At 44.8% G+C, this 22712-nt stretch carries 16 protein-coding genes; 9 read left to right on the forward strand and 7 right to left on the reverse strand.

Annotated features, from left to right (window positions below):
• Positions 1 to 7 precede the first annotated feature (7 nt).
• Positions 8 to 1576, reverse strand: a complete 1569-nt coding sequence (locus AC07M6_RS19095; protein WP_494892197.1) for an ATP-binding protein — start codon at positions 1574 to 1576, stop codon at positions 8 to 10.
• Between the two features lie 295 nt (positions 1577 to 1871).
• Here AC07M6_RS19095 and AC07M6_RS19100 point away from each other — a divergent pair, with 295 nt between their 5' ends.
• The 4 genes from AC07M6_RS19100 to AC07M6_RS19115 all read left to right on the forward strand — a co-directional run bounded on the left by AC07M6_RS19100 (position 1872) and on the right by AC07M6_RS19115 (position 5834).
• A complete protein-coding gene (locus AC07M6_RS19100) occupies positions 1872 to 2351 on the forward strand; it encodes a DUF3347 domain-containing protein (RefSeq protein ID WP_494892199.1) in 480 nt (159 codons plus the stop codon).
• An 86-nt stretch (positions 2352 to 2437) separates the two neighbouring features.
• Positions 2438 to 2605, forward strand: a complete 168-nt coding sequence (locus AC07M6_RS19105) for a hypothetical protein (protein WP_494892201.1) — start codon at positions 2438 to 2440, stop codon at positions 2603 to 2605.
• An 11-nt stretch (positions 2606 to 2616) separates the two neighbouring features.
• On the forward strand, positions 2617 to 5172 hold the full coding sequence (locus AC07M6_RS19110) for a heavy metal translocating P-type ATPase (protein ID WP_494892203.1): 2556 nt from the start codon (positions 2617 to 2619) through the stop codon (positions 5170 to 5172).
• A gap of 266 nt (positions 5173 to 5438) precedes the next feature.
• Positions 5439 to 5834: a response regulator gene (locus AC07M6_RS19115; RefSeq protein WP_494892205.1), complete on the forward strand. Its 396-nt coding sequence runs from the start codon at positions 5439 to 5441 to the stop codon at positions 5832 to 5834.
• On the opposite strand, the gene AC07M6_RS19120 is transcribed toward AC07M6_RS19115, so the two are convergent.
• From AC07M6_RS19120 to AC07M6_RS19130, 3 genes are all read right to left on the reverse strand, one after another.
• On the reverse strand, positions 5835 to 8513 hold the full coding sequence (locus AC07M6_RS19120) for a CHAT domain-containing protein (RefSeq protein WP_494892207.1): 2679 nt from the start codon (positions 8511 to 8513) through the stop codon (positions 5835 to 5837).
• A gap of 140 nt (positions 8514 to 8653) precedes the next feature.
• Positions 8654 to 10654, reverse strand: a complete 2001-nt coding sequence (locus AC07M6_RS19125) for a PKD domain-containing protein (RefSeq protein WP_494892209.1) — start codon at positions 10652 to 10654, stop codon at positions 8654 to 8656.
• A gap of 121 nt (positions 10655 to 10775) precedes the next feature.
• Positions 10776 to 11771, reverse strand: a complete 996-nt coding sequence (locus AC07M6_RS19130; RefSeq protein WP_494892211.1) for a hypothetical protein — start codon at positions 11769 to 11771, stop codon at positions 10776 to 10778.
• A 624-nt stretch (positions 11772 to 12395) separates the two neighbouring features.
• Here AC07M6_RS19130 and AC07M6_RS19135 point away from each other — a divergent pair.
• Both AC07M6_RS19135 and AC07M6_RS19140 read left to right on the forward strand, forming a co-directional pair.
• Positions 12396 to 12947, forward strand: coding sequence for an RNA polymerase sigma factor (locus AC07M6_RS19135; protein WP_494892213.1), 552 nt, complete (start codon positions 12396 to 12398; stop codon positions 12945 to 12947).
• 12 nt (positions 12948 to 12959) lie between these two features.
• Entirely contained in the window at positions 12960 to 13688 is a 729-nt protein-coding gene (locus AC07M6_RS19140; RefSeq protein ID WP_494892215.1) for a hypothetical protein, read from the forward strand.
• A gap of 30 nt (positions 13689 to 13718) precedes the next feature.
• On the opposite strand, the gene efp is transcribed toward AC07M6_RS19140, so the two are convergent.
• Together efp and AC07M6_RS19150 are read right to left on the reverse strand one after the other, a co-directional pair.
• Entirely contained in the window at positions 13719 to 14279 is a 561-nt protein-coding gene (gene efp / locus AC07M6_RS19145; RefSeq protein ID WP_494892217.1) for an elongation factor P, read from the reverse strand.
• A gap of 160 nt (positions 14280 to 14439) precedes the next feature.
• Positions 14440 to 15039 carry an RNA polymerase sigma factor gene (locus AC07M6_RS19150; protein ID WP_494892219.1) on the reverse strand — a complete coding sequence of 200 codons (600 nt, stop codon included), beginning with the start codon at positions 15037 to 15039 and terminating at the stop codon, positions 14440 to 14442.
• A gap of 185 nt (positions 15040 to 15224) precedes the next feature.
• Here AC07M6_RS19150 and AC07M6_RS19155 point away from each other — a divergent pair, with 185 nt between their 5' ends.
• The 3 genes from AC07M6_RS19155 to AC07M6_RS19165 all read left to right on the forward strand — a co-directional run bounded on the left by AC07M6_RS19155 (position 15225) and on the right by AC07M6_RS19165 (position 21492).
• The gene (locus AC07M6_RS19155; protein ID WP_494892221.1) at positions 15225 to 16382 is read left to right on the forward strand and encodes a FecR family protein; all 1158 of its coding nucleotides are present in this window, start codon (positions 15225 to 15227) and stop codon (positions 16380 to 16382) included.
• A gap of 215 nt (positions 16383 to 16597) precedes the next feature.
• Positions 16598 to 20038 carry a SusC/RagA family TonB-linked outer membrane protein gene (locus AC07M6_RS19160; protein WP_494892590.1) on the forward strand — a complete coding sequence of 1147 codons (3441 nt, stop codon included), beginning with the start codon at positions 16598 to 16600 and terminating at the stop codon, positions 20036 to 20038.
• 20 nt (positions 20039 to 20058) lie between these two features.
• On the forward strand, positions 20059 to 21492 hold the full coding sequence (locus AC07M6_RS19165) for a RagB/SusD family nutrient uptake outer membrane protein (protein ID WP_494892223.1): 1434 nt from the start codon (positions 20059 to 20061) through the stop codon (positions 21490 to 21492).
• Positions 21493 to 21594: 102 nt separating this feature from the next.
• Here AC07M6_RS19165 and AC07M6_RS19170 read toward each other — a convergent pair whose 3' ends face one another.
• A complete protein-coding gene (locus AC07M6_RS19170; RefSeq protein ID WP_494892225.1) occupies positions 21595 to 22290 on the reverse strand; it encodes an adenylate/guanylate cyclase domain-containing protein in 696 nt (231 codons plus the stop codon).
• Positions 22291 to 22712 lie beyond the last annotated feature (422 nt).

The raw sequence follows: 22712 nt of genomic DNA on the forward strand, positions 1-22712 counted from the left end.
AGTTTATTTATAAAGGCAATATAACAGAGAATACGGCGCCGGGGTTATTTTTAACCGATATTTCGCCGTTATGCGCGATAATAAACTGCTTAACAATGGCCAGGCCCAAACCTGTGCCGCCGCTTTTTTGTTTGGTTACAAATGGCTCAAATAAGGTTTGGGAAATCTCGGGCGGGATACCAGGCCCGTTATCGGCTATGGTGATCAGGATATGATTGGCATCGTGCATTTTAGCCGTAATATCAATACAGGCAGCATGTATTTTGTTATCATAAAGCACATCAACCGAGTTGTTTACAATATTGCTTAATGCCCGGCGCAGCTTACTTTCATCGCCCGGTACAATCATCTTTTCGGGTACATCTTTACGGATACTGATAAAATGTATCCCCTCCCGCGATTCGGTTTGCGCTATTACTTCGTCAATAATTTTATTGACGCTTACCGGGTATTTTTTTGCAGGGCTATGATTAATAAAGTCCAGGAAATCGTCAAATATCTCGGATGCCTGTTCGGCCGACTGGTCTATCATATCCAGCAGCTCGCTTTCCTGCCCGTCTTCACGCATCAGGTTAGTGATCAGTTTAATGTTTTTAATAGGCGAGCGCAGATCATGCATCACCATACCCACTGCATTGCCTACCGCCGATAGTTTTTCTTTTTGCAACAGTATTTCATTCAGTTCGGCATTACGGATAGCCTGTGCCGCGTTCTGTACAAAAAGCTTAAGCAGGTACATTTTTTCTACTTTTAGCCTTCCCTGTTTTTTCAGCACTGCAAAAACCGAGTAATGATCCAGGCGCGCCATTACCAGCTCATCAACCTGTATTACCTCATCTTTATTTATGGGTATGTTTTTTACACGTGATATCAGTTCGGCCAGGTTCACTTTTTCTTCCATCGCGCCAATGGATAAAACCTTTTCATAGCTCATATCATCATGCAATTTACCGATCAGGGCCATGTCGGTATCTACCGAAGTTGCCAGCTGGTCCAGTATGTTTTTCAGCAATGATGTCAGCTGATTTTTATTAAGGCCGATGGATGAAATAGATTCTATCAGCAGTTCCAGGTTACGCAGTTTATTATAGTCGGTTACCGCTTTGGTAGCCAGCTGGATAATTTCTTCGCTGGCATAAGGCTTGCAGTGGTAGCCTACATTTTGCCCGGCCTGTTCCACTATTTCGTCTATAGATTTATCGCTGTAGGCGGTTATGAAAATAATTTCGGCTTTAATATCGTATTTCCGTATTTCTATCGCGGTTTCCAAACCGCTCCAGCCGGGCATGCGCATATCCAGAAATATAACAGCATACGGAGTGCCGGCTTCCAGCGCCGCTTTAATACGCTTAACACCTTCCATGCCGTTAGGCGCCTTATCTACAGTAAAAACGGGGATATTGCTGGTGCGGGGGGCAAGTATGGGCGCGGGGGTATCAAATAATAAGCTGGCTGCATTACTAACATCCAGGCTTTCTGCCGATTGTTTTTTGGGGATCAGAATATCTTCAATATTATCCCTTACCATCTCTTCGTCGTCGATAACTAATACTGAGGTATTTGTGTCGTTTATCATTAATTAAAGTATATAGTTTATATATACTGTGTTTACGTTATTAAAGAATTTAAGTTTCAATTATTTTTGCACATCAGGTTATCAGCGCTTAGTTTTTTTGCCGCTGCAAGCCAATGCAAACCGGTGGTTGAATTGCTTGTAAATTAACACTATGGCTGCCGCTATTACCTGCAAAATACTATAAATTTTTCACCGAATTATGTAATAATCAGTGCCGGTCTGTTACCGAACTTTGTGGTGTTAAATCAATGATCAAAATGGAATGATGATCGTTAAACTTTAATTACAGATACTCATGAAAAAGATGTTTTTACTGGTTGCTTTTATGGCAACCGCTATGGTGCAAACCGGGTTTGCGCAAAACAACCATGCCGCTGTTCATACACCGGCACTGCTTACCGCCTATTATGATGTTAAGGATGCTTTGGTTGCCGGAGATGCGGCGCTTGCAGCTTCAAAGGCTGGCCAGCTGGTTAAAGCAATCAACAGTACCGATGCTCAAATACTGCCCAAAGCAAGCAAGGACTCCCTGTTGACAGATGCAGCAAAGATAGCCGGCGATAAAGACCTGAAAAACCAAAGAGCCTGCTTTTCCGGTCTCTCCAATCAGATGATCGCTTTGGTTAAAACCACAAAACTATCTGCCGAACCTATTTATCAGCAATACTGCCCAATGAAAAAAAGCAGCTGGCTAAGCAATGAAAAGGCGATAAAAAATCCGTATTACGGTAACGCCATGCTAACCTGCGGAAAAGTAACCGAAACTATAATGTAGTTTGTGCTATTAAAACTTAAGGAAGATGTTTAAGCCGACTGTTATTTGACAAAGCTTTGGTTTAAACCTGGGCAGCAAAATAATCGATGCGCGAAGGTATGCCCATTACGGCCAGGTTAAGGTTTAACCTGATGGGCAATACCGATAAAGAGTATATGGCCGGGTTCAGGTATATCGTTACCAAATATTTCTCCCTCTCCACTCATTACTATAGTGATATGGGTTATGGCGGAGGGTTTACACTTACCTATTGATAGAGAGCGTTATGAAACATACCTATAAAATAACTGGAATGAGCTGCAATGGCTGCCGCGGCAAAGTTGAAAAGACATTGAATGCTATTGACGGCGTTTCGGCAGAGGTTACCCTGCATCCGCCGGAAGCAGTGCTTACCATGGATAAGCATATACCGGTAGCCGAATTGCAGCAGGCGCTTTCGCTTGCGGGCAACTATACCATTGAAATGAGCGGGCACCATGAACATGGAGAAGCAGCTCATTCACCAAAAGCCCATGCGCATGATACTACTAAACCTGTGCATGCCCATCATAATACCGCAGCGGCCGTAAAACCTCATCATGATAACAGTGGGGGCACATATTATTGCCCGATGCATTGCGAAGGTGATAAAACCTACAATAAGCCGGGAGATTGCCCCGTTTGCGGCATGGATCTGGTGAAGCAGCCATCTGCAAAAAAACCAGGTAAATATACCTGCCCCATGCACCCCGAAATTATCCGGGATGAGCCCGGTTCCTGCCCGATATGCGGGATGGACCTGGTGCCTATGGCTACAAACGAAGAAGAGGATGATAAAACATACAATGCCTTACTGCTCAAATTTAAAATAGCGGCCATCTTTACCATTCCCATTTTCCTGATCGCCATGTCGGAAATGTTGCCCGGTAACCCGCTGTTTAAACTGATGGGCCTGCGGTACTGGAATTGGGTACAATTGGGCTTATCTATACCGGTTGTTTTTTATGCTACGTGGATGTTCTTTGAGCGTGCGTGGCGGTCGGTTATTACCTGGAACCTGAACATGTTCACCTTAATTGGAATAGGAGCCGGCATTGCATGGCTTTTTAGCCTGTTCGCTTTATTGTTCCCGGGTATTTTTCCAGATCAGTTTAAAACCCATCACGGCACCGTATATGTATATTTTGAAGCAGCCACGGTTATACTCACCCTTGTGCTTTTAGGCCAGCTGTTAGAAGCGCGCGCCCATGGAAAAACCAATAATGCAATTAAGGAACTGCTGAAATTAGCGCCTAACATAGCCACAAAAATTGTGGATGATAAGGAAATACAGGTTTCCATTGATGATATTCAAAAAGGTGATATGCTGCGTGTGAAACCAGGCGAAAAGATCCCGGTTGACGGCAGTATTAAAATTGGGGAAGTAACGATTGACGAATCCATGATCACAGGTGAACCTGTTCCGGTAGATAAGCAACCGGGTGACCAGGTACGGTCGGGCACGATCAATGGCAACCGGACTTTTGTAATGCTGGCCGAAAAAGTAGGCTCGGAGACTTTATTATCCCATATTATTGAAATGGTTAATACGGCCAGTCGCTCCAAAGCACCCATTCAAAAAATGGCAGATAAGATCTCGGGCTATTTTGTGCCTGTTGTAGTGCTTATTGCTATTGCGACTTTTGTAGTATGGGCAATTTATGGGCCCCAGCCTTCCTATGTGTTCGCTTTTGTGAATGCTATTGCGGTGCTGATCATTGCCTGCCCCTGCGCGCTTGGCCTTGCCACACCTATGTCGGTAATGGTTGGTGTGGGAAAAGGTGCGCAATCAGGGGTATTGATCAAGAATGCGGAATCGCTGGAAAAAATGAACGCTATTGATGTGGTGATCATTGATAAAACCGGAACAGTGACAGAAGGAAAGCCCTCGGTGGAAAAGGTTGTCAGCACCAACCCCGATCTTACCGATCATGATGTCCTTGAAAGGATCATCGCCTTGAACAAAAACAGCGAGCACCCGCTGGCACAGGCTACCCTGCGTTACGGCGAAGAGAAAAAGATAAACGCCCGGCCTATTTCAAATTTTGAGGCGGTAACAGGCAAAGGAGTTACCGGCGTGCTTGGGAAAGAAGACCTTGCGCTGGGCAACCAGAAGTTAATGGAGCATGTTAAAGCCGAAATTTCCCCGGAATTGGAAGAACAGGTTAAATCGGCCCAGAAACAAGGTAAAACGGTATCCTACCTGGCAGTTGGGAAACTCGCGGTTGGTTATGTTGTTATTTCTGATAAAATTAAAGCCAGCAGCAAAGCGGCCATTCAAAAACTTCAACAGGAAGGGTTGCAGGTGATCATGTTTACCGGGGATAATGATGATACCGCACGGGCGGTAAGCCAAACCTTGAACCTTGATGGTTTTAAAGCCCAGATGCTGCCGGAAGATAAACTGAGCGAAATAAAAAAATTACAGCAAAGCGGTAAAAAAGTAGCTATGGCCGGCGATGGTATTAATGATGCCCCGGCCTTATCTCAGGCAGATATTGGCATTGCTATGGGTACCGGCACCGATGTGGCCATTGAAAGCGCGGCGATTACCCTGGTTAAAGGCGATCTGGGCGGGATTGCCAAAGCCCGCCTGCTTAGTCACAAGGTAATGAGCAATATTAAGGGCAACTTGTTTTTTGCCCTCGGCTACAACGTTTTAGGGATACCTATAGCCGCGGGACTTTTATACCCGATGTTTGGGATCTTGCTTTCACCGATGATCGCGGCACTGGCTATGAGTTTCAGCTCGGTATCTGTTATACTGAACTCGTTGCGGCTCAGGAGCGCGAAGATAGATTAGGGAATGCTTTCCTTTTTGGATGCTGATCTGCTCCCTGCCGGTTTAAGACGGTTTGCCCGTATCATCTGCATTATCGATGATCAGGTTTATCATCCAAACGGCAGCGCCGTTACCATTTGTTTTCATATACACGTTTATGGATAAAATCAATTCATTAAAACATACTAAGCGATAAGATCGCGTCGTTATTCATTACACAACTAACAGGAATATTTCTGTTAAGGCTTGTTGTTTCTGTCTTTTTTACGTCTGCTAAATAAAGAACTATGGAAACGATTCTGATACACGAGCCGGATGCGGCGATACTGGATATCCTTAACACGGCTTTACAAATGGAAGGCTACCAGGTTTACAGGCTGGAAAACCATGACTTTAATACCCTGGAGCTGATCAGGCGGCATCGGCCAAAACTGCTGCTGTTGGATTGCTGGTTAAGTAACTATGCCGGTAAGCGGCTTTGCGGGTGGATCAAGGCGCATTTTCCGCGCCTGCCGGTGATAGCCCTAAGCTGCGATAACGACATTGACGTGCATTACCACGATTTTGGTTTTGACGGTTATCTCCGAAAACCGTTCGATTTGGCAACCCTGTACCAGGTGATACGTAAGCATTTGCCCCGGCGGCAGCGACAGCAACGCGTTACAGCTGGCCGGCCAATTTAATTAAACACTCAGCCGGGTTATTTTATAATACCATGTCCGATTTTTCCAGGTCATAAACAGGATGGCGATAACGGCCAGGCTGCCCGCTATTTTATATAGCAAGTCCAAATTATCCGTTGGTTTTAGGTGTAAAGGTTCATCCGTCCCCATCAGTACCAGGCTATCCCAGTAATAGGGCAGGTACACGGCATCGGATGTTTGCGGCTGGTTCAACCAGGCTAATTTAGCCGAATGCAAGGCGGTACCGCTGCTTTGTCCCTTAACTAAGCCTGCATACATATTGGCTGTGATGGATGATACTGCTTCATCATTCACGTTCCATAAACCAGCTATGGTAGCAGGTGTGCCAATAGCGCTGAACCCGCGTGAAAGGCTGATAATGCCTTCCCCTTCCGCCAGCAGGCCGTCGCCGGTGCGGCAGGCGCTTAAAACAATTAGTTTTGGCTTGTGCTGTTTAGGCAGCAGTTCAAACAGGAAGAGCTGTTGTTTACCCAGATCCAGCGTGGGCTCCTTATTGGGCCCGGATAAATAAGCATGGGTACTGATATGCAACACAGCTGAATTTTCAAAAGCATCAAAAAACGATTTGGCGTTTACTTGATCATCGTACACATAATCGCCCTTAACCAGGGCCTTAATAGCTTCCGATTCTTTTTTAACGGCTATGATTGGTTTATCATTAGCTTTATTATGCGTTATAAATAATCCGCTGAAGCCTTTTGCGGATGGAATATCCGCCTGGTTGGTAACCAATGTATTTAACGAAAAGGCATAAGTAGTGATCATTTTTTTAATTAAATAAGGCCACCGCGATAGGGCAGGTTCATATTTGCCGTCGGTGACCAGTCCGTCAAACGACAGGTAGCCCAATACATCATCGGGTACAAGGCACAAATGTTCGTCCTTTTTTAGATTGATGTTGTTAAATATTGTAGCATAAATGGTATGCGATGCCCGGTAAAAATCCTGGGGATTGTTTACCATAGCGCCCGGGCCATTTTGATAATAACTATTAATAAACCCGGTAAGCTGTAAGTGAAATCGCCCCGCGCTATCTATCCGGCTAACATTTGTTATCACACGGTTTTTTATGTCGATCACGTATACCGATCTTGCTCCAAAAAAGAATTCGAGCACATGTAAATTGCCGGGTAATGCTTTTAGCAGATCAGCTGCCGGCAGTACCCCGGCGTTAGCTTGTTCACGGTATTTTTTGTTCAGCAAGGCCAGGTCAAATTTAAGCGCGTCTATCTTTTTCTGATATTTGGAATCACCTTTTTCCGTCATCATCAGCCGCTCATGATAAGCAATGGCACGTTCCATATCCAACCTTTTACGCAGCGTAGTATCACCGCCATTAGCTGCCAGCTGCTGATTAGTTTTCTGGATCTGGTCTGCAAGTGTGCGCGCCTTGGTTTGCTCCGCTATGGTTAAGATCAGATTTGTATAGCGCCTATCCAGGGTTTTTTGATAGCGCTGGTAAGCCATTTCTATAGCGGCTTCGGCTATATCCTTACCCTCTTTTTGCAGGCGTTCCTTTGTTTTGTTATCGGCAAATTCTTTACGGATCCTGTCGGTTGCCAGCAGGGCATAGCGCATATTATCCAGCGCAGGCTCATCCTGCTTTAACTGCTGATAGGTCAGCGCCTTTTCATGGAAGATCTCTACCAGCTTATTTTCGCCATAGATGTTTTGAATTTGTGTTTGATTTTGCCCGGTGTTGATCCTCAGGATCTGTAACGCGGTGTTAAATAAGGCCAAAGCTTTTTGGGGCTGATGCTGCAGGCGCTCTATCTTCCCTAACCGAGCGGTAAGATTAGCTTTTTCGCGTAACCTGTCGCCGGGATAATAGGTGTCAATGAGGTGCAGGGCCTGATTAAAATCCTGCCGGGCGTGGTTAAGGTTATTGGTTTTGATATGGATATTGCCCAGCGTGGTATAGCTGCCCATCAGCCAGTAGGCGGTTTCCTGGTCAACTTTTTTTTGCGATACGATATTTTTATTGAGCAATACTTCCGCTTGTTTCAATTCATCCTTTTCAAGCAGGATATCGGCCAGCGTGTTATTCAAACTAAACCGTACCTGCGGGTTTTTAACCAGTCCCATGCCCTTGCTTATAGCTGATTCGGCATCATGATAACGACCCATATTATAGTAGGTAATGGCCATATTACTATAAATGGCGGCAATGTTATCGGCATCATCGGCCGTATTTAATATGCTGATTACCTTTTGCTGGATAAATACAGCCCGCTCATAATCGCCCAGGCGGGTATAGTTATTGCCGAGGGGTTTCAGCACATACTCCACCACATCAAACTGTGTAACCTTATACTTGCGGAAATAGGTGTAGGCATCCTCGTAATAAGTAATCGAACGCAGGATATCTCCGGCCTGTAATTCATTATAGCCTTCGCTGCTTAACAGTGTCAGCCAGGCCACCTGCTCGGTTGTGTTTGTTGGCTGCCGCCAGGCTTCTTTTTGGGTATTGCGTAAAAAGGTGTTTTGTTGCGGATGCGCGTTGGCATAATCTATCCGAACGTAAAGCCATTCGGCCAGGTTGTTTTTTTGTTTAAGCTCATCTAACTGCTTAGCAGTTTTCGCATCCTGCGCACAGGCTATCAACCCGCAAAAAAGCAGGCAGCATAAAGCACAAATACGGATGGGCGACAGGAACATAAGGTGGTTATGTTCCTGCTAAAATAGAGAAATTTCTTCGCCCTATACTCACCCCGACGTTGCGATATCAAATATCCTTATCCCCTCTTTCCGCCAAAGGCGAAGAGAGGGTGGTCCAGCGCAGCGTAGACCGGGTGAGTCTAAAACTTCCAGGTCACATAAGTCGTCATCCGTGACACACTTGATTTGGTATCATAAAAATACCGGAAGCCCAAAGCCGGGCCTACACGTACCCTGCCCACCACCACATCGGCAAATAGCGAGGCGCGCGCATCTGAGAACGCTTTTTTTACGTTATCGGCCAGCGCCTCCACATTGGTATTGCTCACGCCGTTTATCCCGGTTAGGGCGTAGTTGATGTTGTTTTTAAAAGTGTTATTTAAATCCAGTGATACCATGGCACCTACACCGCCGCCAACCCAGGCGTTGAAGTTATACCGCAACGAAACCGGTACAATATTTAGCGTGGTTATTTTGCTGGAGGTGGTTTGCGAGCGTTCGGAAATAACGTAGCGATCTTTACCCACCGTGGTATCCTTATTGGCGGTAACCGTACGGGTTTGCGATACCTCCTGGAAATCGCTGAAATAGATCTCGGCCTGCAAATACTTTTTATACGGCGAATAGGGCGCGATACTGGCCCCCAAAACGATATTCTTCTGCGTTAAGTAGCTCCCGTTTTTAGCTTGGATAGGGAAACCCAAACCCGCAATAATGGCCGGAGATAACCCCATTTTAAACCGGCCCGCGGCTTTGTTGGTATAGATAGGCTCATTTTTATCAAACACTATGGCGGCGCTGGTATAGATGGGCAGCTTGGGCGGTTTCTCTTTAAACCTGATCTTATACTCTACAAAACCCATGGTCGAGTCGGCATCGTTAACACCCTCTTGCTGGGTGCCGGGCAGGTAAATATTATTGAAGATGAAGTGAACGCTATCCACACTGGTCACCGTATTCAGATAGCTTTGATTGGCATAGGCCGCGGTACCAACCGGCAGCTCGGGTTTAGTTTTGCTGACGGTGATAGTAGCCGGATCAAAAACAGGCGAAAGGCTTACGCCGACATTAATCTTTTTAGCCGGACCTTTACCTGTGTTTTGGAAGCGCACTTTATAGGTCAGTTCGCGATTTTTGCCGGTCAGGCGATAATTCATCCGTGTTTTTTTGATGGACATTTTATTAGGATCGTGGGAGGCGACGATCTGCAACTCCATATTAAACACCTCTTTTTCTACCGATGGATCATCAGGAATAAAAACACCGGTTAGCCTTACCGTTGCATTGGTATCTTTGATCATTTCGGGCGTGGTTTTAAAGTGCATAAACACAAAATGCTCCTCGCCGGCTTTCAGTTTTTCAAAATGCCAGGCCTGGTTGCTTTTAAAGTTTGCCAGCTGATCGCGGATGGCCTGGGCTTCGTTGGCTAACAGCTCGTCAATTTGTGTTTGGGTAATACCCGGACTAATCGATGCATAATATATCTGGTCGCTTTTCCTTTTAACCGGGTTAGCGGCCAGCGCGCCTTGTTTATTCAAATCCGTAGCGGTTTCCTTATGATAAACGCGCGATTCGGCCAGTTCAAAGTTGTTATTGCTGAACTCCTTATCGTTATACATCATGGCGATGGTGCCGCTCAGATTTTGCTTCAGGTTTTCAGTTTTGTTGCGATAACCCATTATCAGTATCATATCATCGCCGGGTTTGGGCATGCAGTTGTTTTTCAGGCTGATGCTGCCACCCATTTTAAAAAAGCCGGGTACGGGTGCCGATGCCAGCATGGCTTTCGCCGATTTTACCACGATGGGCTTTGGCCGGGTAGGGGGGCGCTTGCCATCATCATAATTATTGGTGGCAAACAGGTGGACGCTATATTTGCCGGTATCTGTATAAAGATGTAATGGGTCTTTCTCGAAACTGAAAGTACCATCGCCAAACTCCCACAGGTAGGTATAGAATGGGGCAGGGGCACCGGCTATGGGCCTTAAATCGCGCAGTTGTGAGCCGAATTTCACCGCGCTGCCATCCATAGTATGATTGATAATAGCCGGGACGGTATCTGCCGGAACAATAGCCGGTTTAACCTGTGCATGCAATTTTGAAAAACCGCAAATGAATACAAGCAAGAAGATCTTTTTCATGAGGCAGGCTTAATTGGTAGCTGAAAAACAATTTAAATATAAAACTAAAAACCATATGTGCACAAAATAGCGATGGGTACGAAACCCATCGCTATGATCTATTCAGTTGATTTTGGGTGGATTAATAATTATCCAGACTATTAATGGCTGCCTGAACAGCGGCTTCGGTAGTTTCGGTCAGGGTAAGGCTTACATGTTGATCGGCAACTATCGTAGTTTCCAACTCGGCATAGTAGTATTTACCGTCTTTGATAGAGAAGCTTAACATTTTGCCTTGTACGCCAATCGGCATTACGTTATCGTAGCTTTTTACACTATTAGGGCCGGCTACAGTATACAATTGGGCGCATACATTGCTGCCTTTTGCACAGAAGTAAACATAAGTTTCGCCGCTGTACGAGTGGAACGATGACAATGTGCCTGGGTTATTGATCAGATCGACAAACACAGTGGTTTTAGGATTGGTATAGCTGTAGAATACGTCGGTATTGATCCAGCCGGTTGTGCCAAAGTCGAATATAAAGGCTGCGCCGGTAGGGCCTACTTCTTTTACGCCACCTTGTCCGTTTGCACCAACACGTGGTGCGGCCCATGCCATTTGCGCGGCTGCGCCGGGTTGCAAGGCTGCACCATTTTGATCGACACCTTCCCAAAGCTGGGTAGCGCCTGCCATTTTAACCGGGATAGATACCTTCATCGGTACGGCCATGTTATGATCTACACTTACACCGTTGGCCTTAATATCTACATAAATAAACCCGTTTGATGCTAAAGGCGCGCCGCTGATATGGTTGGTATTGCTTCCGCTGAACAGCACATCGCTACGTTTCAATATTTCTATTACGCTTACGGTTACGTTACCGCTAACCGGTGTGCCGCCAATGGTTAAAGATCCGGCAGGGAAGTTAATTTTAGTGCCGCCTGCAAAGGTTACCGATTGTGGCAGGGCCGAAGCGTTGATTGACTGGCTTTGCATTTTAGGGGCGTTGCTTTCCACAAATTCCTGCGGGGTGGCATCGGCGTTGATAGATGGACTGCTTTTTTCTTTTCTGCATGATGCTACTGATAATGCTAAGATGGCTGCTACTGCTAATTGGGTTAAATTGAACTTTTTCATGATTTCTATTTTTTAATTTTTTTATCGCTTACTCTGTTTTGGCTTTTCTGCATCCGCCGTTTTTATCGTTGTTTGCATCTATATCAGCGGCAGCGAAAATTTGTTACCCCCTTTTTTGAAAATATTTTTATTTTTTTGGGGGGGAGGGTATGGCGGCGAAAACTCACCCGGTCGTTGCTTCGCCGACCACCCTCTCTTCGGCTTCGCCGGAAAGAGGGGATAAGGACAGACTTACGAAGTTTTTAAAACTTCGTAAGTCTTAAAAATCCGCTACTTCCAGCCCTCTTTCCGCGGAACGCGAAGAGAGGGCCGACCAGCGAAGCGTCGTCGGGGTGAGTCTACCCGGCACAACCGTTCACCATAAACCTGATCGAAGTGGAAAACCCGCAGCGTGTGTTGGCTACAGCGAGGACGGAATGAGGATTTGGAACGGATAGCAGGAACAAACGCTAATAGTAGCACTGGCACTGCTTTTCAAAAAAAATTAATCTTATAATTTATCGCACGTATAAGATTTCTCCTCACTCCAACACACCAACCCTTTCGGTTCGTTCGAAATGACGGGAGTTTTCGGAATAAACATTATATTTAATCCGAAAACCACACACACCGCCTACCTACTTTATGGCCAAAACCCATCCCGACCAGCGTTATATAACAGCCCTGCTGAATAATGATGCCGCGCTTATTGACGAGGTGTATAAAAGCTGCGCCCGGCAGGTAAAATCGTACATCTGCTTTAATAATGGTACCGAGGATGATGCCGCCGATATTTTCCAGGAAGCTTTAATTGATATTTATCACCAGGCAAAAAACAAGGATTTGCAGCTCACCTGCCCCTTTAATGCCTTTGTTTTTTTGGTGTGCAAGCGCAAATGGTTTAACGAATTAAAAAAAAGAGCATTATTACCGGTAACAAATAATGCCGACGATGTATTACATAGCAGCGAGGATACTTTTGCCTTAGCCGATGAACTGGAGCAGCAGAACGAGCAGAACGACCGCTTTGTGGCTGCGTTTGAGAAATTGGGCGAACGGTGCAAGGAAATTATCCGCTGGAGCATGCAGGGCGAGGCACAGGAAAAGGTGGCCGAAGCTATGGGTGTTACCTATGGGTACCTGCGCAAAAAGAAATCGGAATGTATGGCATCATTAATTAAATTGGTTCAATATTAACGGAAAACGGCGATGGAAAACGATAGCATTTTACAGGCTTCCCGTTATGCAGATGGGGAGATGGACGCGCAGGAACAAAAGGACTTTGAGTTGCTTTTACAAACCGACGCGGAACTGAAGGGGTATGTTGAACAATACAGGCATGCCACTATGGCGTTACGCACACACTTTGCGCCCGATGAAAACCTGGATAAACTGAAACAAACCCTGGGCAACTTAAACAATCAATATTTTAAACCCGAAGCTAAGGTAGTATCCTTTAAAGTCTATACCCGCTGGATCTCGGGCGTGGCGGCAGTGTTAATTATTGGCTTGCTGATATTTAACCCCTGGCGCAAAAGCTTGTACGAGCAGTATGATACAGCCACTACCATGTCGGTTACCGAGCGTGGGGTAGGGCCGCAGACTGATTTGGAAAAAGCCGCCGCTTATTATAATAAAAAGGAATTTACCCAGGCCGAACCTTTGCTGGCCAAAGCATATGCTGCCGATACCGCCAAAAGCCTGGTAGCCTACTACTACGCCATCACCCTGATACAGGACAAGCAGGAGGCCAAAGCAAGGGTGATACTGCAGACCCTATACCAGGGCCAATCGGCTTTTAAATACGATGCGGCGTATTATATGGCGCTAAGCTATGTAAAACAGAAAAATAAGGAACAGGCTAAAAAATGGTTAAAACTGGTGCCCACAGGTACAGCCAATGGCGCTAAAGCCAGGGAGCTTGAGGGCAAATTATAACAACAGATCAGTCTGATTTTTTAGGGCCGCTTATTTTACGCGTTCCAGGTATTCTCCGGTGCGGGTATCAACCTTTACCTTGTCGCCCTGGTTTACAAAAAGCGGTACTTTAATTTCAACCCCGTTTTCTGTCGTAGCCGATTTTAACGCGCCCGATGAAGTGTCGCCTTTAACAGCCGGCTCGGTATAAGTAATTTCCAGTTCCACATTGTTGGGGGCCTGCGCCATAATTGGTTCTTCACTTTCAAAAGAAACGATCACATTCATCCCTTCTTTCAGGAACTTTACCGCTGTACCAAAAAGTGTTTTTGGGATATTAAACTGGTCGTAAGTGGTGTTATCCATAATCACCAGGTAGTCGCCTTCTTCGTACAGGTATTGGAAATCGTTTGTTTCTACCCGGCAAATTTCCACCTGTTCGTCGGTGGCTAAACGGGCCTCTACAATTTTCCCGGTTTTGATATTACGGAATTTATCTAAATAGAATGCCCCGCCTTTACCCGGTGTACGATGCAGCACTTCGGTAACGGTTACCAGCTCGCCGTTGTAACGTAATATATTCCCTACTTTAATTTCAGATGCCTTTGCCATTGAATGCGATTATAAATTTTGGACTCAAAGATAGATTAAAGTTACGTAAGCCGAAACCGGCCGGCTTTTAAACGTCGGATTAATTACACTTTACCGCAAAACCGACCAATATCAACCACGTAAAGAATAATTTCGCCCCAAATTTGGCCTTACTATAAGTTTAGCGGTTTAACAAAAAATATAAGATCACCGTATATTGTAATGATGTGCGGAGGTGTTTTAGCGCGTTTGTTAATTGATTCTCCACCGTACGTTTAGAGATATGGAGCATGGCCGCTATCTCGGTGATAGAGAGGTTGTCTTTTCGGCTTAACAGGTAAATCTCCCTGCACCTTTTGGGTAGTTCATTTAATAAGGCGTCAACTTCTGTATCCAGTTCCTGCGTTTGGATGCTGGTTTCGCCCGCGTTTATGGTAACGGCCGGGCTTATGGGGTGCATTTCGGTTTCGGTATAGCCTAAATCCTCTACATATTGTATGGGGGTAGCCTTTTGCATCTGCCTTTTACGTATGCCATGATAACTGGCAGCAGTAAGTACATAATTTTTAAAAGAATTAATGTGTAGCTGGTGGCGCTTATTCCAGATGTTTAAAAAAATGTCGTGGGTAATTTCAAGGCTTAACTCTTCGTCCTTTACGTATTTACAGGCAACAACATACACCCGCGCCCAATGGCGTTCAAATAGCTCATTAAACGCCTTTTCGTCGTTATTAATGATGGCTAAAATTAATTCAGGGTCTGATAAACTTTTGTTTAGCATGCAAATTGGTGGGATAAAGCTATGTATTTAATATCTAATAAAAAATATATTGCCTTTTATCCTTAACTAAATTGATCAACTGAAAATATGAATTTTTAAAATAATAATAAATTTTATGTGTGTTGCTGCACAGTTATGTATCTATACTTATATAACCGATTATTAAACCAGCGGCTTCATTATTCATGACAGAAGAACAATACCTTTCTCTATGCGAGAAGTATTTAAACGGCACCTGTACTTTACAGGAAGAATTGCTGATAAAAGACTATCAGGAAAAATCTGGTATGGTAAACGATGAGTGGGATAGCAAACAAATGGGTGATCAGGCCCGCATCAAGCTATTGCTTCAGCAAAAATTGCAACAAAGTATGCAGCCGTCCCAGGCCCGGGTTATCAGTTTTAACCGATGGTGGTATGCTGCCGCTGCCATATTGCTGTTTATCGCTGCCGGGGGATACTTCATCAGCACAGTTAAAACAAACCAGGCTTATACGGCAGCCGGTCCGGTTAAAAAAATAAATACCGAGATCCAGCCCGGATCTAACAAAGCGGTGCTGACCTTAGCTAACGGGAAGAGTATTACTTTAGATAGCGCCGGCAATGGCTTATTAAGCCGGCAGGGTGGCACGGTGATATCCAAATCGGGCCATGGCCTAACCATTAAGAGCAATAACAAGGGTGATGCCGCTTTAGCCGCCAATACCCTTAATACAATTGCTATTCCCCGTGGCGGTAAATATGATATTACCCTGCCCGATGGTACTAAGGTTTGGCTAAACTCATCGTCATCACTCATTTTCCCCAGCGCATTTACAGGCACTGAACGTAAGGTTACCTTAACCGGCGAAGCATATTTTGAAGTGGCTAAAAACAAAAATATGCCGTTTAAAATAAACGTAAATAATAAGCAGGTTGTGGAGGTTTTGGGTACACACTTTAATATCAGCGCCTATACGGATGAGCATAACATTACTACAACTTTATTAGAAGGATCGGTAAGGGTTAACTATCAAAACAAATCAGTCCTGATTAAGCCCGGACAAATGGCGGTTAATAATTTAAGCACAGATATAACGGTTGAACCTGCTGATATTGATGATGTAATGGCCTGGAAAAACGGCATGTTTATGTTTAATAACGAGAATATTGTGAGCATAATGAATGCTATATCCAGATGGTATGATGTTGATGTGGCCTTTAAAGGCAATATGGATCATATCAACTTTACAGGTAACTATTCGCGCGGCAAAAGTTTATCAACCCTGCTTAAAAATATAGAATTGATGAATAAAGTTCACTTTGATGTTGAGGGAAGGAGGGTAACCATTATCAGCAAATAATTACGTTCCCTCTATATCCAAAAACCGGGAGTGTTGAGACCACCCCCGGTATTGTTTAGCCATGATGGCTAACGCGGATAAATACCAATTAATACGATAACCAACTATTAATCCTAAAACAAATGTATAAAATTTTTACTGCACTTAGGTGTGGGGCTATGCCTTGGCATGCACCTAAAATCCTATTGATCATGAAACTTACAATCATTATTTTAATGGTTACCATTTTACAGGTGAATGCGGCAAGCTATGCGCAGGAAGTAAGTTTAAATGTAAAAAATACCCCTGTTAAAGAAGTACTTAACCAGTTAACCAAACAAACCGGATACAACTTTATATGCGATGCCGAAATTATTAAATCGGCCAATACCGTAACCATAAACGTAAACAAAATTGCTTTAAAGAAAGTGCTGCAGCAGTGCTTTGCCAACCAGGATGTTGATATTGTTTATGGCGATGATAACACGGTAGTGATCAGGCAAAAAGTAGTGATACCGATTAAGCCTTTAATAATTATACCGGCACCTATAACCATTACCGGTAAAGTGAGCGATAGCAAAGGGCAAACGCTGCCGGGGGTAAGCATCCAGATAAAAGGCACCAAATTAGGTACAACTACCGATGTGGATGGTAATTACACCATTAAAGTTGCTGATGGCAGCGCGGTATTGGTATTCTCGTTTATTGGGCTAATTACACAGGAAGTTACTGTTGGAACCAATACGCAGATAAACGTTACCATGCTTGATGCGCCAAAAACATTAAGCGATGTAGTGGTAGTAGGTTATGGTACGCAATCGCGCGCTACTGTTACCGCGGCCATTACCAAAGTAGATGGAAAAAATATTGGTAACCAACCGGTTGGTACCCCGGGCGAAGCCTTAGCAGGCTTAGCTGCGGGTGTGCAGGTACAGTCGGACCAGGGCGCTAAGCCCGGCGCTGCGCCAACCATCCGCGTGCGTGGTGTTAGTTCGTTAAGTTCGTCAAACGATCCGCTGTATGTGGTTGATGGCTATCCGCTGGAAACACCAGCTAACTTTAACCTGATTAACCCCGGCGATATCGAATCACTGGAAATATTGAAGGATGCGGCATCGGCAGCTATTTATGGCTCGCGTGCGGCTAATGGCGTAGTACTGGTAACCACCAAAAGGGGCAAAGCCGGTAAAACTACCTTTGCCGTTACTGCTTATAGCGGCATCCAAAATGTAAACAGGTTTATCAAAGTTTTAACAAAAGACCAGTATGTAGACCAGGTGAAAAACCTGAGCAGGTTAAGAGGCCAGGTATATCCTACTATTTTAGATGGCGATATATCAGGTTTGCCTGATGTTAACTGGCAAAAGGCTATTTTCCGCTCGGCGCCTGTAAGTGATTTTGAACTGAACGCTTCGGGCGGTAGCGAAAAAGTCCGCTTTAATGCTTCGGCCGGCTTTTTTAAACAGAAAGGGGTATTGATAGGGACCGAATACAGCCGTTATACCACCCGTTTAAACCTGGATGCCGATTTGGTAAAAAATGTAAAATTCGGATTCTCCATTTCGCCTTCTTATGCCGAACAATTCAGGCAGCCATCATCGGGCCAGGCCAGCGGTGCAGGCGCTAACCCTGTCGATTATTTAATTGGGGTGCCGGGCTTAGTGGCCGATGTAAATTTACCAAGCCCGCTTAACCAGGCCTTAACTTTTCAGCCGATAGTACCGGTGTATAAAGCTAACGGCGATATTCAGCAACCGTATGACCGGGATCTGGGGTATAACCTTTCGCCAACTGCTGTTTTTTCGGCAGCTAACTTTTATAACCCGGTAGGTATTTTAAGCTTGTCTATTAACCGTTCAAGGGCATTCCGTACGTTAAGTAACACGTTTTTAGAATATACACCTGTTAACGGCCTGAAACTAAAAACCTATTTAGGCGCTACCTTAGAGAATGAGCAGGTACATGCTTATATACCGGGTACAATGGCCTATAGCTTAGCGCCAACGGCCTCGGCTTCAAACCCGCAGTTAGGCGGCATATTTGCTTCAGATAATGTACGCACCAGTTTTGATTGGGTTTGGGAAAACACCGCCACTTATGATAAGCAGGTAGGTAAGCATCACTTTAATGTATTGGGTTTATTCTCTGCCCAAAAGTATAACTCGCAAATCAACTATACCGCAGGTGTTCCCGGTACCTTTATCACTACCGCTGTGCAAAGTCCGCTGGCTTCGCCAAATACCGTAGGTGTCGAAGCTTTTGATGCCAACACATTTGTATCATACGCGGGCAGGTTCACTTACGATTATAGCCGTAAATATTTGTTCACCGCGGCTGTTCGTCAGGATGCTTCGTCGCGTTTTGGCCCTAACAACAGGTATGCAGTATTCCCATCATTCTCCATGGGCTGGCGCATAACCGAAGAGCCGTACATGAAAGAGAAATTAGAAAAATTAAGTATAAATGAGTTGAAGATACGCGGTGGTTACGGACGCACAGGTAATGCCAATATTGGTAGCTTTACTTACGTAAACGCCATTGGCCTTAACAGAAACTACGCATCGGGTAACACCAGGTTGTTTGGTACGCAGCAAGTAGGTTTCGCTAACCCCGATTTGACCTGGGAAAAGAACGACCAAACCAGCATAGGCGCCGATCTGGGCTTAATGCAAAACAAACTGGTGTTCACTTTTGATTATTTTGTGCGCTACTCAAACGGTATGCTGCTTAATAAGGCTTTACCGCTTATTGTAGGTTATGCCTCAACCGCAACCTCAACATCATCGTATCAGGCTAACCTGGGTAAGCTGCAAAACAAAGGTTTTGAGTTTACAGCCAACACCAACTTTAAATTAGGCGCAGTAATTTGGAGTACCAATGCCAACTTCTCTACTTATAAAACCAAGATACTTGATTTGGGGGGGCCAAGTGCTTTACCGGCTGTACGGGCCATCAACGGTTGGAACAACGTATACCAGGTGCAGGTGGGCAAACCGCTGGGCATTATGTACGGCTACCAGATCATTGGCGTGTATAAAAATGCAACCGACCTGGCCACTTATCCTAAACAGGTTACCGGCAATAATGTTGGCGATTTTATTATCAAAGATCAAAACGGCGATGGTAAGGTTGACATTAATGATATGACGAATTTAGGTCATGGCCTGCCCGATTTTACCTATGGTTTAACCAATACCTTCCAATATAAAAACTTTGACCTAAGCATTTTGATGCAAGGTGTACAGGGTGTAAATATCATCAACGGAAATAACCGGCAAACTATAACAGGTAACAATAACCAAAACTCGCGCGCCGATTTTTATAACAATTATTACGATCCGTTGTATCCAAACCGGGATGTGAAATATGCTGCCACAACTGCCAGCAGCGCGCTTCCGGGCCCGGCGCTGACCAGCCAGGCAGTAGAAAATGGCTCATACATGCGGGTAAGGAACATCACACTGGGATACCGCTTTACCGACCGGCAGCTGAACAAACTTTTTGTTAAATCGGCGAGGTTGTATGTAACGGCGCAAAATCCGTTCCTGATCACCAAATACAGTGGTTACAACCCCGAAGCCAATATTATGGGCGGCGATCCAACTACGCCGGGTGTTGACCAGGGAACTTATCCTGTAGCACGCACAATTATTGTAGGTATCAATTTTGGATTTTAATTGCCTTAACACTAACGATCATGAAAATTAAAAAATTAATTATAAGCAGTGTTACAGTACTTACCATTGCTGTTATATTACCCGGGTGCAAAAAATCATTTATAGATCTTACGCCGCAGGGAATTGTTCCGGTTACTACTTATTATAATACCGAGATTGATATCAAAAGCGCGCTTACCGGCGCCTACAGCAGCCTTAGGCCCATTTACAACGAGCAATATGGGTTTGGAGAAGTACCTTCGGATAATACCCAAACTTACGGCGAAAGCGAGGTGCTGTATGGTGAGCAGGATAAGCTAACCTGGACCGCCACTTCTACTAACCTGCAAAATGCTTACACCCGGTTTTACGCTACCATAGCCTATGCCAATATTGTATTGGGGCATGTTGGCACACCTGTAATGACCGACGCTAACCGCAACAGCTATATAGGACAGGCTAAATTTTTAAGGGCTTTAATGTATTTTAACCTGGTACGTATGTTTGGTGGTGTGCCTTTGGTACTTACCGAGATTACATCTGAACAACAGGCCTATACTTACACCCGCGCAACTGCATCAGCGGTATACGCCCAGATAGAGAAAGACCTGACCGAGGCCGCTGCTGTATTACCGGCATCATACACCGGGACTGATATTGGCCGCGCAACCAGCATTGCTGCCAACGGTTTATTAGGCAAGGTGTATATGTTTCAAAATAAGTATACGCAGGCCGAAACTATTTTAGCAACCGTATCAGCCACTGCCGGTACGCTGATACCTTTTAACCAGGTATTTGGTTTAGGTAATGATAATAACAAGGATATTATCTTCTCGGTACAATATCTTAGCGGCGGTTTTAGCGAAGGCAATACCTACGCCCGTGGCTTTGTACCGCAGCCATCAGGTACCACTATTACTACATCGGTTACAGGTAACAGTAATAACGTGGGCACAGCCAATCTTTATAACGCTTTTGAGCCTGGAGACAACCGTTTGGCTACATCTATAGGTGTGTTTGTTACCGGAAGCCTGACGTACTATTATGCCAAGAAATTCATATACCCTTCAGTAACAGGCGTAAGCGAGGGCGATAATGACTGGCCGGTTTTACGTTATGGCGATGTAATTTTGCTTTACGCGGAAGCTTTAAATGAAAACGGTAAAACCACCGAAGCCTTAACACAGCTTAACCTGATCCGTACACGCGCGGGGCTGGCTGCTAAACTGGGGCTTAACCAAACTGATGCACGTACCGCCATCCGTAACGAGCGCCGTGTGGAGCTTTGCTTTGAAGCCGAAAGATGGTTTGACCTGGTACGCTGGAACACTTTTATACCGGTAATGACGGCATTTAAAGCTGCCGGATCTGTCAATGGAACTATTGGTAATATCACGGCCAACTTAAATTTATTCCCTATCCCGCTCAGGGAAATTCAGTTAAATCCTAATTTAACTCAAAACCCCGGATATTAATATTGAATAATATAAAATAACCTGTTATGATGTAAACTCATAACAGGTTATTTTTTTCATTCGCAGCTTAAGCGTTAACGTACAATGTCCACTTAACAGGTCTTAGCCCGAAATAGCCAATAAATAGTCGAAATCTTGTTGCTGGTTAGCTAAGTAACGCTGATTATGATAGGGTTTCCCCGCCAGGCGGATTTGCTGGCGCTGACTTACGCCCCGCAGATCAACCGTGCTGTAGCTGGAACTATCGCCGTTAGATGCTAACAATTGGTAAGCATATTCAGAAATAAGGAAGTCGTTATTCAGTTCCCTGGTTTTAGCCTGTAACCTGGACGCGATATTTACCGGAAGGCCCATTACAGATAATTGCGGTGCGCCGTCCAAACCAAATTCTCCAACAAACACTTTTCCCGCATGCAGGCCTACGCCGATCTCCAATGGTCCGCCGTCATAAGGTTCCGTATAGGCGTCGTTGAACAGTCCTACGGTTTGAAACATCATTTTAGCGGCCTGATAAGCATAATTTACCGATTCCTTCAGTTCAGTTTGCAAACCAAACACCGCGTACATGCTATCGCCGGCAACTTCTACCACCTTACCCTCAAATTTCTTAACAATTTGGTTAAAGGTGGTAAATAAGCGACGGACCACCTGGATAACGGTTTGGCCCGGCTGGGATTCCATCAGACCGGTAAAGTTGCGGATATCAAGGAACAGGATAGCCAGCTCTTTTTCCTGATCAGGTGGTGTGTGCGCTAAAGTTAAACCATCAGCAAACTGTATTAAGTCATCGTTTTTCATAGGATCTCGCATTATATATTTGTATAGACGTGCAACTCAAGCAAACATTTTAAATAAAATGTAAAATTTGATCAGCGCCATCTGGCAGCAAAACTAACGAGATGACGCGGCCTGTGCTATGCAAAAAAGGTTAACATGGCCGGCTAATCGGTAAAGGGCGGGATTTGGGCGGTAAAGCTTAGCTCAACTGCGCTATTTTAAGAAGTATTAGTTTGTTTAATCGTCTAAGCTTCTTACAGATAACAGCGTTATCCTTAAAAAAGACGATCCGTGTGACTTAACACGCGCCCACCGAAAAATGTGTCTTACATATCCTTTAATAAAGTTTAGAGATTAAAATAGGTTAACATCCCGTTCACATACCGCAAATAGCTTTGCCGCATTCTATCAATCAAAAAAATGTTAGAAGAACACCAAAACTA

The sequence above is a fragment of the Mucilaginibacter sp. GW821-FHT07H05 genome, from assembly GCF_059418485.1.